This is a genomic window from Kitasatospora sp. NPDC057512 (genome assembly GCF_042802135.1).
Taxonomy (GTDB): Bacteria; Actinomycetota; Actinomycetes; order Streptomycetales; family Streptomycetaceae; genus Kitasatospora.
In genome coordinates, this window is sequence record NZ_JBHVET010000175.1 from 1 (window position 1) to 12,615 (window position 12,615).

Annotated in this window: 11 protein-coding genes and 1 pseudogene; 8 read left to right on the forward strand and 4 right to left on the reverse strand. The window is 73.1% G+C overall.

The annotated features are described in order from the left end of the window. From ACFU6K_RS14435 to ACFU6K_RS14445, 3 genes are all read right to left on the reverse strand, one after another. A partial coding sequence (locus tag ACFU6K_RS14435) for an FmdB family zinc ribbon protein (RefSeq protein WP_380663091.1) occupies positions 1-153 on the reverse strand: 153 nt, incomplete at its 3' end. Between the two features lie 193 nt (positions 154-346). Then, entirely contained in the window at positions 347-1,693 is a 1,347-nt protein-coding gene (locus ACFU6K_RS14440) for an MFS transporter (RefSeq protein WP_380663080.1), read from the reverse strand. Between the two features lie 349 nt (positions 1,694-2,042). Further along, entirely contained in the window at positions 2,043-3,527 is a 1,485-nt protein-coding gene (locus ACFU6K_RS14445; RefSeq protein ID WP_380663082.1) for a potassium/proton antiporter, read from the reverse strand. A 239-nt stretch (positions 3,528-3,766) separates the two neighbouring features. Between ACFU6K_RS14445 and ACFU6K_RS14450 the strand changes: the two genes are divergently transcribed. Then, on the forward strand, positions 3,767-6,487 hold the full coding sequence (locus ACFU6K_RS14450; RefSeq protein ID WP_380663083.1) for a penicillin acylase family protein: 2,721 nt from the start codon (positions 3,767-3,769) through the stop codon (positions 6,485-6,487). Between the two features lie 62 nt (positions 6,488-6,549). Here the strand turns inward: ACFU6K_RS14450 and ACFU6K_RS14455 are convergent, their stop codons facing one another. Beyond that, positions 6,550-7,140: a 5-formyltetrahydrofolate cyclo-ligase gene (locus ACFU6K_RS14455; RefSeq protein ID WP_380663085.1), complete on the reverse strand. Its 591-nt coding sequence runs from the start codon at positions 7,138-7,140 to the stop codon at positions 6,550-6,552. A gap of 63 nt (positions 7,141-7,203) precedes the next feature. On the opposite strand from ACFU6K_RS14455, the gene ACFU6K_RS14460 reads away from it, so the two are divergent. The 7 genes and pseudogenes from ACFU6K_RS14460 to ACFU6K_RS14490 all read left to right on the forward strand — a co-directional run. Beyond that, complete coding sequence (locus tag ACFU6K_RS14460) at positions 7,204-8,115, forward strand: GGDEF domain-containing protein (RefSeq protein WP_380663086.1); 912 nt, start codon at positions 7,204-7,206, stop codon at positions 8,113-8,115. Between the two features lie 51 nt (positions 8,116-8,166). Then, positions 8,167-9,087: a UTP--glucose-1-phosphate uridylyltransferase GalU gene (galU, locus tag ACFU6K_RS14465; RefSeq protein ID WP_380663088.1), complete on the forward strand. Its 921-nt coding sequence runs from the start codon at positions 8,167-8,169 to the stop codon at positions 9,085-9,087. Between the two features lie 59 nt (positions 9,088-9,146). Next, on the forward strand, positions 9,147-10,457 hold the full coding sequence (glp, locus tag ACFU6K_RS14470) for a gephyrin-like molybdotransferase Glp (protein ID WP_380663092.1): 1,311 nt from the start codon (positions 9,147-9,149) through the stop codon (positions 10,455-10,457). A gap of 127 nt (positions 10,458-10,584) precedes the next feature. Further along, positions 10,585-11,025: a cyclic pyranopterin monophosphate synthase MoaC gene (moaC, locus tag ACFU6K_RS14475; protein ID WP_380663093.1), complete on the forward strand. Its 441-nt coding sequence runs from the start codon at positions 10,585-10,587 to the stop codon at positions 11,023-11,025. Continuing rightward, entirely contained in the window at positions 11,022-11,540 is a 519-nt protein-coding gene (locus ACFU6K_RS14480) for a molybdenum cofactor biosynthesis protein B (RefSeq protein ID WP_380663089.1), read from the forward strand. The genes moaC and ACFU6K_RS14480 overlap by 4 nt, the downstream gene beginning before the upstream one ends. Before the next feature lie 38 nt (positions 11,541-11,578). Further along, on the forward strand, positions 11,579-12,163 hold the full coding sequence (locus tag ACFU6K_RS14485) for a GNAT family N-acetyltransferase (protein ID WP_369808369.1): 585 nt from the start codon (positions 11,579-11,581) through the stop codon (positions 12,161-12,163). Between the two features lie 150 nt (positions 12,164-12,313). Then, a pseudogene (locus tag ACFU6K_RS14490) lies at positions 12,314-12,615 on the forward strand (hypothetical protein); the annotation flags it as partial.

Consider the following 12,615-nt stretch of genomic DNA (forward strand, 5'->3'; position numbering starts at 1 on the left):
GCCGGAGCCCTTGAACACGACGCCCACGGCCGAGAAGACCTTGCGGAGCCGTCCCTGGCAGTCGGGGCACGTGGTCAGCGCCTCGTCGGTGAACTTCTGCACCGCCTCCAGGCCGTTGCCGCACTCGGTGCACTGGTACTGGTACGTGGGCACTTGTCTTCCTCCTGGCACTCTCGCCTGATGAGTGCTAACGATGGTCAATGATGCGGCATTCCGCGGGATCAGTCCAGCGACCCCGGTGTGAGATCGGCCCCGGAACGCCCGTCGGCCGCCGTCGGCCCGGCTCCCCGGCCGCCGCCCACCCGACCTCCGGACACCGTCGGCCAGGCCCCCGGACACCGTCGGCTCAGCCCTCGGCGACACCCGCCAGCTGCATCGGACGCCCGCCCTCCGCGGTCCCCGCACCGGTGGTCTCCTCGCCCCGCGGCGCCACCAGCAGGTGCCGCAGCGAGGCCAGCACGACCAGCCCGAGTCCGGCCCCGACCACCGGCACCAGGAACCCGGTGGAGGGCCCGTGCCCGTCGATCAGCCGGCCGGCCGCCATCGAGCCGACCGCCAGCCCCAGCCCGATGGCGCCGGTCAGCCAGGTGAAGGCCTCCGTCTTGGCGCCGTCCGCGACCAGCGTCTCGACCAGGGTGTAGCCGCTGATCAGGGTCGGCGCGATGGCCAGTCCGCAGACCAGCCCGGCGACGGTCAGCGCGACCAGGTTGGGCATCGCCCACAGCGCCGAGCAGCCCAGCACCAGCAGCGCGTAGCTGATCAGCATCCGCTGCTGCACCGGCCGCCGCCAGGCGATCACGCCGTACAGCACGCCGGCCAGCATCGAGCCGCCGGCGAAGATCCCGTACACGGTGCCGCCGGCGTCGTGCTGCCCGACCGAGTCGGCGAAGGCGTTCACCGAGACCTGCATGCCGCCGAACACCGCGCCGACCCCGAGGAAGGTCCCGGCCAGCAGCCGGACCCCGGGGGAGGCGAGCGCCGAGGCGCGCCTGGTGCCCGGCTGCGGCACGATCCGGGCCGGGGCGGTGGCCCGCTGGGCGGCGAAGGCCAGGCCGCCGACGAGGGTCAGCGCGGCCTCGGCGACCAGGGCGGTGGCCGGGTTGGCGAGGGCGGCGATGCCGGAGGCCAGGATCGGGCCGATCACGAAGGTGAACTCGTCCGTCACGGACTCGAAGGCGAAGGCGGTGCTCACCCGTGCCGCGGAGGCGTCGGAGGCGCCGTCGGCGGTGAACCTGGCGACCCAGCGGGCCCGGACCATCGCGCCGACCTGCGGCACGCTCGCACCGGCCGGGACGGCGGCCAGGAACAGGCTCCAGGCGGGCGCGTGGCCGAGCGCGAGGGCGATCAGCACGCCGACCGAGACGGCGTGCACCAGCACGGTCGGGACGAGCACCGAGGCCTGGCCGTAGCGGTCGGCGAGCCGCCCGGTCTGCGGCCCGATCAGGGCCTGGGCGACGGCGGCGACCGCGGTGACCGTACCGGCGGTGCCGTACGAGCCGTGGGTCTGCGTGACGAGCAGCAGGATGCCCATGCTGAGCATCGCGTACGGCAGTCGCGCGACGAGGGCGGGGGACAGGAACGTCCAGGCCCCGGGCGTGCGCAGCAGCTCGCCGTACCCGACGCGGGCGGGGGCGGGAGCTGCGGGGGTGGCCGCGGGGTGCGCGGCGGTGTCGACCGTTCGGCGCGCCGTCACGGTCGGTCCTTCCTGCTGCCTGGTAGCGCGGCAGGGCATGGTGTGGCCCCGACGGCGCCGAGAGTCGTCCTCTCGCGCGTCGACCGGGGTAGATACCGGGTCGGTCCGGCGTGGTGGCCGGGGGCCGGACCGCGGCCGCCGAGCGGTCGCGCCAACTCTGCGTCAGGCAGATGCTGGGGTGGTCTAGCGGTGGTTATACGGCGTGGTCGAACCAGCATACAGTTACGCGCGTAGACGCCGCCAGCCCACCCCGGCCCGCGGGCCCGCCGGGGACCCTGGGCCGAGGCGGGCCCGGGCGGGCCGAGGTGGGCCTGGGTAGGTCGAGGCGGGCCGAGGCGGGCCCGGCGCCTCACCGCCCGTTCAGCCACCCCGCGAGCTTGCCGCCCTTGTCCACGGCCCGCAGCCGCCGCTCCGCCGCCTCGCCGACCTCGTCCGTGGTGACCACCAGCAGCTCGTCGCCGGCCCGCAGCACCGTCGCCTTGTCCGGCACGAAGGAGTTCCCCTCGCGCACGACCAGGGTGACCGCGGCCCCCTTGGGCAGCCGCAGCTCGCCGATCTCCACGCCGGACATCTTCGAGGTGGGGGGGAGCGCGACCGACAGCAGGTGTCCGTGCAGCTTCTCCAGCGGGGCGGACTCGATGCCCAGGTCCTGGCCCATGTCGCCCTCGTCGATCCGCAGCCGCTTGGCCACCCAGGGCAGGGTCGGTCCCTGGAGCAGGGTGAAGACGACGACCAGGATGAAGACGATGTTGAAGACGTCCTCGGCCCGGTGCGCGCCGGACACCACCGGGATGGTGGCCAGCACGATGGGCACCGCCCCGCGCAGCCCGGCCCAGCTCAGCAGCGCCTGCTCGCGGGCCGGCACCTTGAAGGGGGTCAGCGAGACCAGCACCGACAGCGGCCGGGCCAGGAACACCAGCACCCCGCCGATCACCAGCGCGGGCACCACCGCGTCGCCCATGGTCTCGGGCGTGACGAGCAGCCCGAGCAGCACGAACATGCCGATCTGCCCGATCCACGCGAGCCCGTCGGCGAAGCCGCGGACGGCCGGGCCGTGCGGCAGCTTGGAGTTCCCGAGGATCACCGCGCTGATGTAGACGGCGAGGAAGCCGGAGCCGTGCAGCAGCGCGCCGCCGGCGTACGCGAGCACGGTGAGCGCCATCACGGCGATCGGGTAGAGACCCGAGGAGGGCAGTGCGACGTGCTTGAGCCCGTAGGCCCCTATCTTGCCGACGGCCAGGCCTATGACGGCGCCGATGGCCAGCTCGGCGACGATCGTGGCGATCAGGACGTACCAGGAGTCCAGTTCCCCGGTGGTGGCGAAGGCGACGACCAGGATGACCACGGGCGCGTCGTTGAAGCCGGACTCGGCCTCCAGCAGGCCGGTGAGCCGGTGCGGCAGCGGGACCATCCGCAGTACCGAGAAGACGGCGGCCGCGTCGGTCGAGGAGACGATGGCGCCCAGCAGCAGCGAGGTGCGCCAGTCCAGGCCGACCAGCCAGTGCGCGCCGGCCGCGGTGGCGAACACGCTGACGCCGACGCCGAGGGTGGCGAGCACGGTCGCGGCGGGCATCACGGGCTTGATCTCGCGCCAGCTGGTCTTGAGGCCGCCCTCGGCCAGGATCACCACGAGCGCCGCGTAGCCGAGCACCTGGGTGAGCTCCGCGTTGTTGAACGTGACACCGATCCCGTTCTGGCCCAGCGCCACGCCGATCCCCAGATAGATCAGCAGGCTGGGCAGCCCTGATCGGGTGGAGAGGCGTACGGCGCCCACCGCGAACAACAGGATCACGGAGGACTCGAGCAGGAGCTGGTTCAGATGGGAGATGTTCACGCAGGGGCACCTCGGGCAGGCAGGGGCGGACGGGGTGTCTGGTGGTGCTGTGGGGTGACCCGTTAAGAAGTCGTCAATGCTCCCCTTGCGGATCGTTACGCAGTCTAACATTTTGCCATATCTTTAGCTTGGTCCCCCGTTCACGGTGCCCGGCCGACTCGGCCTAATGTGGTGCCCTGTCACGGCCGCAGGCCCTGGACACGCCCGCCCGCCCCGAAGTCAGGACCGCAAGGACCCAGATGCCCCGCTCGAAGAAGTTCCGGCGCGCCCGTCTGATCGTGATCGTGCTGGTCGTGCTGTTGGTGGCCGGTGCCGGCTACGGCGGCTACCGCGGGGTCTCCGCGGTTCGCGCCTCCTTCCCGGAGGTCGACGGCAGTGTGAAGGTGGCGGGCCTGAGCGCGCCCGTCGACGTCAAGCGGGACGCGAACGGCATCCCGCAGCTGTACGCGGACACCGACGAGGACCTGTTCCGCGCCCAGGGCTACGTCCAGGCGCAGGACCGTTTCTGGGAGATGGACGTCCGCCGGCACATCACCGCCGGCCGGCTCTCCGAGATGTTCGGCGACGGCCAGGTCGACACCGACACCTTCATCCGCACCATGGGCTGGCGGCAGGTGGCGCAGAAGGAGTTCGACACCAAGCTCTCGCCGGAGACCAAGAAGTACCTCCAGGCCTACTCGGACGGCGTGAACGCCTGGCTCTCCGAGCACCCCGGCGGCGCGAAGGCCTCGCTGGAGTACGGCCTGCTCGGCGTCGTCAACGGCGGCTACCGGCCCGAGCAGTGGTCCCCGGTCGACTCGGTGGCCTGGCTCAAGGCGATGGCCTGGAACCTCTCCGGGAACCTCCAGGAGGAGATCGACCGCTCGCTGCTGGCCCAGGACTTCGGCCCGGACAAGATCGCCGAGCTGTACCCGGACTACCCGTACGCCCGCAACGGCACCATCGTGAAGACCGGCGCGGTGGCCGGCGACAACTACCGCCCCGCGGACGGCTCCCCGCAGTCCGGCACGGCCGCCGGAACGGCCGCCACCGCCCAGGGCGCGGCCACCACCAAGGCGATGCTGCAGAGCCTGACGGACCGGGTCGACGCGATGCCGCAGCTGCTCGGCCGCCCCGGCCAGGGCATCGGTTCCAACTCCTGGGTGGTCGCGGGCTCGCACACCACCACCGGCAAGCCGCTGCTGGCCAACGACCCGCACCTGGGCCCCGGCCTGCCCTCGGTCTGGTACCAGATGGGCCTGCACTGCCGGACCACCTCCCCGGCCTGCCAGTTCGACGTCTCCGGCTTCACCTTCGCGGGCATGCCCGGCGTGGTCATCGGCCACAACAAGGACATCGCCTGGGGCTTCACCAACCTCGGCGCCGATGTCACCGACCTCTTCCTGGAGAAGGTCACCGGCCCGGAGACCTACCAGGTGGACGGCAAGGACGTGAAGTTCGACCTCCGCAAGGAGACCATCAAGGTCGCCGGCGGGGAGGACCGCACCATCACCGTCCGCACCACCCAGACCGGCGCCCCGCTCATCTCCGACCAGAGCACCGAGCAGCAGAACGTCGGCAAGTACGCCCCCAACGGCCCCTCCGCCCCCGACCGCGGCACCAGCGGCTACGGCGTCGCCCTGCAGTGGACGGCGCTCAGCCCCGGCAAGACCATGGACGCCGTCTTCGAGCTGGACAAGGCGAAGAACTGGGACGAGTTCCGCGCCGCCGCCAAGGACTTCACCGTCCCCGCGCAGAACCTGATCTACGCCGACGCCAAGAACATCGGCTACCAGGCCCCGGGCACCATCCCGGTCCGCGGCAAGGGCGACGGCACCCTCCCGGCACTGGGCTGGGACTCCGCGTACCAGTGGAAGGACCCGATCCCCTTCAACGCGCTGCCGTGGAGCCTCAACCCCTCGGCCGGCTACATCGTCACCGCCAACCAGGCCGTGGTGGACCCGAGCTACAAGTACAACCTCACCAAGGACTGGGAGTACGGCACCCGCGCCAAGGAGATCACCGACCAGATCGAGGGCCTGCTCAAGAACAACGGCAAGATCTCGCCGGACGACATGCAGACCCTCCAGCTGGACAACACCAGCGTGATGGCCAAGACGCTGGTCCCGCTGCTGCTCAAGCAGCCGGTCAGCGACCCGTACGTGCGCGAGGCCCAGGACCTGCTGAAGGACTGGAACTTCCACCAGGACGCCGACTCGGCCGCCGCCGCCTACTACAACGGCGTCTGGCGCCAGCTGCTGATCCTCGCCTTCGGCCAGAAGTTCCCGGCCGACCTGCGGGCCAAGGACAACTGCCTGCTGGTCCGCCAGCAGGACGACCCCACCAAGCCGGACAGCGCCACCAAGATCGTCACCGAGTGCGGCACCCGCGAACCGGGCAAGGCCCAGCCGGACGGCGGCGACCGCTGGACCGAGGTCGTGCGCCAGCAGCTGGAGAAGCCCGACAGCTCGTGGTGGACGTACATCGACGACCAGCACAAGGAGCAGAAGGGCCTGGACAACCTGCTCCAGGAGGCGATGAAGAACGCCCGCCAGGAGCTGACCTCGCTGCTCAGCAAGGACGTCTCCACCTGGAGCTGGGGCCGCCTGCACAAGCTGGAGCTGCGCGAGCAGACCCTCGGCACCGACAACTCCTCGATCGCCTCCGGCGCGGTGCACAAGCTGCTCAACCGCGGCCCGTACCGGCTCTCCGGCGGCTCGGCGGCGGTCGACGCGGCCGGCTGGAACGCGGCGGCCGGCTACCAGGTGGACTGGATCCCGTCGATGCGCATGGTGGTCGACCTGAACGACCTCGACTCCTCGCGCTGGGTCAACGTCGGCGGCGCCTCCGGCCACGCCTTCCACGACAACTACAACGACCAGACCGACCTCTGGCTCAAGGGCAAGCTGCTGACCTGGGCCTACACGCCGGACGCGGTCGAGAAGGCCACCAAGCACAAGCTGGTGCTCACCACCGGCTGACGCCCGTACGGCCCGGACACCGGCGGCCCCGTTCCCCCGAGGGAGCGGGGCCGCCGCCGTCCTCACCCGAGCCTGCGCACCCCCGAGGGCAGCACCGCCAGGTCCACCGGACGGTCGTGCGGCTCGGCCGGCACCCGCTCCAGCAGCTCGTGCTCGTACAGCAGCACCGCCAGCACCGGCCGCGCGCCCGCCCGCGCCAGCCGGGCCAGCACCCGGTCGTAGCTGCCGCCGCCCCGGCCCAGCCGCAGCCCGGAGCGGTCCACCGCCAGGCCCGGCAGCAGCACCACCGCGGCCCGCACCACCGCCTCCGGGCCGAGCCGCGGGCCGACCGGCTCCAGCAGTCCGCGCCCGGCCGGGGCCAGCGCGTCCGGCCCCGCGTACGCGGCCCAGTCCAGGTCGTTGTCCGGCAGCAGCACCGGCAGCAGCACCCGCACCCCGCGCGCCCGCAGGGCGTCCAGCAGCGGCCGGGTCCCGGGCTCGGCGCCCACCGAGACGTACGCGGCCACCGTGGCGCCGGGGGCGGCCAGCTCCCCGGCGTGCCCGGCCAGCGCGTCGGCCGCCGCCGCCCGCTCCTCGGCGGCCAGTTCGCGCCGCCGGGACAGCAGCCGTGTCCTCAGGCCGCTCTTCTCGTTGGGCATCCGATCCTCGTTCATCCGATCCTCCTGGCCTCCGCACCGCCGACGCGCAGAGCCTGACACGCGAAGGGGCACCCCCCATTGACCACCCCGCTGCTGGTCCAGGCCCTGGCCGCACTCAGCGTCCCCGCACTGGCCGGCGCCACCGCCCTCGGACTGCGCGGCCGCCGGGAGCGGGCCGGGGCCGCCGCCGGGGCGCAGCGGCTGCGCGGGCGGATCGCCGAACTGGAGGAGCGCTGCGCCGACCTGGAGCGCACCGCCTCCTGCGACCCGCTCACCGGCGTGTGGAACTACCGCCACCTCCAGCTCACCCTGGACCGGGAGATCGAACGGGCCCGCCGCGCCGAGCACACCGGACAGGCCGACGGCCCGCGCCCGCTCGCCGTGCTGACGCTGGCCATCAGCGGCTTCGACGCGGTCGTCGCCGAGCACGGCCGGGGCCGGGCGGGCGCGGTGCTGCGCGACCTCGCCCAGCGGCTCGCGATGGAGATCCGCCGGGCCGACACCCTCGGCCGCTACGGCGGCGAGGAGTTCCTCGTGGTGCTGCCGGACACCGGCGCCGAGGGCGCCGCACAGGTCGCCGAGCGGCTGGTCTGGTCGGTCCGCCGGCACCTGCTGCTGGACTGGTCCTCCGGCCCGCGCGAGTCCCGCCCGGCCGCCGGCAACGGCCTGACCGCCGCCGCCGGCATCGCCGTGCTGCCCGAGGACGGCACCCACGCGGCCGTCCTGCTGCGCGCCGCCGACACGGCGCTCGCCGCGGCCCGGGCGGTCGGCGGCGACTGCTGGCGGCTCTCGGCCCGGCAGCCCGGGCAGGCCCGCGCCGACCGCTCCGAACAGGCCGCTCGCAGGCCCGATCACGGAACGGAGGCCGAACGTGACCGTACGGAAAAGGCGGGTAGTGTGTCGGCCTGTGTCGGCCGGGACCCGTTCGCCCAGCCGGTCGCGACCCATACGACTGCCACTGCGGCCGGGCCCAGCGACGTGCTGTCCTAGCCGTCCGCCCGTACTCGGCCGGGCGAAAACGTGCCTGAGTAAGGTGAACGCATGACGACGACCAACCCCCGAGTTCCGGTGACCAAGGCCGTGGTGCCCGCGGCCGGACTGGGCACCCGCTTCCTTCCGGCGACCAAGGCCACCCCGAAGGAGATGCTCCCGGTCGTCGACAAGCCGGCGATCCAGTACGTCGTCGAGGAGGCCTCCGCCGCGGGCCTGTCCGACATACTGATGGTCACCGGGCGCAACAAGCGCGCCCTGGAGGACCACTTCGACCGCGCCTACGAGCTGGAGGAGCTGCTGGTCCGCAAGGGCGACGAGCAGCGCCTGGCCCGGGTCCGCGAGTCCGTCGAGCTGGCCAACATGCACTACGTCCGCCAGGGCGACCCGAAGGGCCTCGGCCACGCCGTCTCGGTCGCCGAGCAGCACGTCGCCGGCCAGCCCTTCGCCGTCCTGCTCGGCGACGACCTGATCGACCCGCGCGACCCGCTGCTCTCCCGGATGATCGAGGTGCAGCAGCAGCTCGGCGGCTCGGTCGTCGCCCTGATGGAGGTCGACCCCTCCCAGATCCACCTCTACGGCTGCGCCGCCGTCAAGGTGAACGGCTTCGGCGAGGACGTCTTCCAGGTGACCGACCTGGTCGAGAAGCCCGAGCCCGGCGAGGCCCCGTCGAGCTACGCCGTGATCGGCCGCTACGTCCTCGACCCGCTGGTCTTCGACGTGCTGCGGGAGACCCCGCCCGGCCGCGGCGGCGAGATCCAGCTGACCGACGCCCTGCGCGAGCTGACCAACCGCGAGGCGGCGGACGGCGGGCAGGTGCACGGCGTGCTCTTCAAGGGCCGCCGCTACGACACCGGCGACCGCGCCGACTACCTGCGCGCTATCGTCCGTCTGGCCGCCGAACGCGAGGACCTGGGCCCGGAGTTCCGCTCCTGGCTGCGGGAGTTCGTCGGCTCCGAGATGCAGGACTGACGCAGGACCACGACCGAGAGAGCGAGCCGCCGATGACCGGGTCCACCGAGCACAGCACCATGCCCAGCGCCTGCTGCGACGCCGGAGCGGACCCGGCCCCGGCGGCCCCCCGCCTCTGGACGGTGGACGAGCACCTCGCCGACGTGCTGGCCGCGGTCGGCCCGCTGCCCGCGATCGAGCTCCAACTGCTCGACGCCCGGGGCTGCCGGCTCGAGGAGGACGTGGTCGCCGCCGGCGACCTGCCGCCCTTCGACAACAGCTCGATGGACGGCTACGCGGTCCGCACCGCCGACACCGAGGGCGCCACCGACACCTACCCGTCGGTGCTCTCGGTGGTCGGCGACATCGCCGCCGGCGCCGACGCGCTGCCCAGGGTGGGCCCCGGCCAGGCCGTCCGGATCATGACCGGTGCCCCGATGCCGCCCGGCGCCCAGGCCGTCGCCCCGGTCGAGTGGACCGACGGCGGCACCGGCACCGGGGTGGCCGCCGCCGCGATGACCGCGCCGGTCCCGGACGAGGAGGTCCGGGTCCTGCGCCCGGTCGCCGCGGGCGCGCACATCCGCCGCCGCGGCAGCGACGTCGCGGCCGGCGTCCGGGTGCTGGAGGCCGGCACCCGGCTCGGCCCCGCCCAGCTCGGCCTGCTCGCCGCGATCGGCCGGCCCACCGTGAAGGTCCGCCCGCGCCCGAGGGTCGTGGTGCTGTCCACCGGCAGCGAGCTGGTCCAGCCCGGCGATCCGGTCGGCCCCGGGCAGATCGCCGACTCCAACAGCTTCGCCCTCACCGCGGCCGCCCAGGACGCCGGCGCCATCGCCTTCCGGGTCGGCGCCGTCCCGGACGACGCCGACCGGCTGCGCGCCGTCCTGGAGGACCAGCTCGGTCGGGCCGACCTGATCGTCACCAGCGGCGGGGTCAGCGTCGGCGCGTACGACGTGGTCAAGGAGGTCTTCGAGTCCTACGGCGGGGTCGACTTCCGGCGGCTGCGGATGCAGCCCGGCAAGCCGCAGGGCTTCGGCCGGATCGGCGGCGCGGCCGGGGTGCCGCTGCTCGCCCTGCCCGGCAACCCGGTGAGCGCCTACATCTCCTTCGAGCTCTTCGTCCGCCCGGTCATCCGCACCATGCTCGGCGCCGCCGACGTGCACCGCCCGGTCGTCCGCGCGCTCTGCCCGTCCGCGCTGCGTTCCCCGGCCGGCCGCCGGCAGTTCCTGCGCGGCCGCTACTCGGCGGCCGACGGCACGGTCGAGCCGGTGGGCGGCTCCGGTTCGCACCTGGTGGGCGCGCTGGCCCGGGCCGACTGCCTGATCACCGTCCCCGAGGAGACCACCGAACTGCCGGCCGGCAGCGAGGTGGACGTGGTGTTGCTGGACGCCTGATCGGCCGCCAGGACCGGGGAACGGTACGGTAGCGCGGTATTCGACCTGCGCGCCCCTGGAGTTACCCGTGACGACACCTCCCCCCGGCGACCGCCTCACCCACGTCGACGACCAGGGCGCGGCCCGGATGGTCGACGTGTCCGAGAAGGCCGCCACCGCGCGCACCGCCGTGGCGGCCGGCCGGGTGCGGGTCTCCCCGCAGGTGGTCCACCTGCTGCGCGGCGAGGGCGTGCCCAAGGGCGACGCCCTCGCGGTGGCCCGGATCGCCGGGATCATGGGCGCCAAGAGGACCCCGGAGCTGATCCCGCTCTGCCACCCGATCGCGGTCTCCGGCGTCAAGGTCGACCTCGCCGTCGCGGACGACGCGGTCGAGATCACCGCCACCGTGAAGACCGCCGACCGCACCGGCGTCGAGATGGAGGCGCTGACCGCCGTCGCGGTGGCCGGGCTGACCGTCGTCGACATGGTCAAGGCGGTGGACAAGGGCGCCACGATCGAGTCCGTCCGGGTGCTGAGCAAGACCGGCGGCAAGAGCGGCGACTGGTTCGCCCCGGAGGTGGCGGAGTGAAGGCCCTGGCGGTCACCGTCTCCAACCGGGCCTCGGCCGGGGTCTACGAGGACCGGGGCGGCCCGCTGCTGGTGGCCGGCCTGACCGCGATGGGCTTCACCGCCGACGGCCCCCGGGTCGTCCCGGACGGCGAGCCGGTGGAGGCCGTGCTGCGCGAGGCCGTCGCGGCCGGCTACGACGTGGTGCTGACCACCGGCGGCACCGGCATCTCGCCGATGGACCTCACCCCCGAGATGACCGCCCGGGTGATCGACCGCCAGGTCCCCGGCATCGCCGAGGCCATCCGTGCGTACGGCCGGGAGAAGGTGCCGACCTCGGCGCTCTCCCGTGGGCTCGCCGGGCTCGCCGGACGTACCCTGATCGTCAACCTGCCGGGCTCGACCGGCGGCGTCAAGGACGGCCTGGCCGTCCTGGAGCCGCTGCTCGCCCACGCCGTCGACCAGCTCGGCGGCGGGGACCACCCCCGGACCGACGCCCCGGCACCCGGGGCTCCAGCATCCAGGAGAGGGCACTGAACGCCGGCTGGCCGGTAGAACTCCACGAGGGGGAGGTCGTGCTGCGCCCCATCCGGGCCCGCGACCAGCGCGAGTGGCAGGAGGTGAGCCGCCGCAACCGGGACTGGCTGCGCCGCTGGGAGGCCACCGTGCCGCCCGGGCCGGCGGGTCAGGCGGCCGGCGCCCGGCCGACGTACCGGCAGATGGTCCGCTTCCTGCGCGGCGAGGCTTCGGCCGGCCGGATGCTGCCCTTCGTCGTGGTCCACAAGGGCCAGCTGGTCGGCCAGTTGACCGTCGGCGGGATCACCTGGGGATCGATGTGCTCGGCGAACATCGGGTACTGGGTGGACGAGGAGGTGGCGGGCCGGGGCATCATCCCGACCGCCGTGGCCCTTTCGGTGAACTACTGCTTCCGCACGCTCGGACTGCACCGGATCGAGGTCTGCATCCGCCCGGAGAACGGCCCGAGCCGCCGGGTGGTGGAAAAGCTCGGCTTCCGCTCGGAGGGAATCCGTCCGCGCTATCTCCACATCGACGGCGACTGGCGCGACCACCTCGTCTACGCGTTGACCGACGAGGAGGTCCCGGAGGGGATGCTGGAGCGCTGGCGCGCGCTCAGTTCCGGGCGCGGGACACGTAATTGAATGTATGTTCGAAAGAAATATCGATATGGCATCGTCGGGGCACCGGACCCGCACAAATAGCGGCAAAATAGTCGGAGAATCAGCTTGATCACACGACACGCCGCACCAAATTGCTGCCAGGCCTTCCCCGGCGCCCGTACGGTGTGAATCGTGAGCAGTAGCGGCCTTATCTACGCCGTCATCGTAGGGGCCTGGGCCGCCTATCTGGTGCCGATGTGGCTCCGCAGGCAGGACGAACTCAACGAGGCGCGCCCGACGGAACGCTTCAGCACCGCCATCCGCCTGCTGGCCGGGCGTTCGGGGCTGGAGCGGCGGGCAGCCCGGGCCCTGGGTGACGAACCGCGTGACGAGCAGAGCGACGACGGTCCTCCCGAACGGGACGAGGCCGCCTCCGGCGACCCCGCACGGGAGCCCGAACCCCCGGTGCAGCGCCCGGCCGAGCGGCCGGGCGC

Excerpts from the sequence above, each read along its gene's own strand:
- ACFU6K_RS14450 (WP_380663083.1), top strand. The coding sequence starts at position 3,767 with ATGCCCCGCTCGAAGAAGTTCCGGCGCGCCCGTCTGATCGTGATCGTG.
- ACFU6K_RS14455 (WP_380663085.1), bottom strand. The coding sequence starts at position 7,140 with ATGAACGAGGATCGGATGCCCAACGAGAAGAGCGGCCTGAGGACACGG.
- galU (WP_380663088.1), top strand. The coding sequence starts at position 8,167 with ATGACGACGACCAACCCCCGAGTTCCGGTGACCAAGGCCGTGGTGCCC.
- glp (WP_380663092.1), top strand. The coding sequence starts at position 9,147 with ATGCCCAGCGCCTGCTGCGACGCCGGAGCGGACCCGGCCCCGGCGGCC.
- moaC (WP_380663093.1), top strand. The coding sequence starts at position 10,585 with ATGGTCGACGTGTCCGAGAAGGCCGCCACCGCGCGCACCGCCGTGGCG.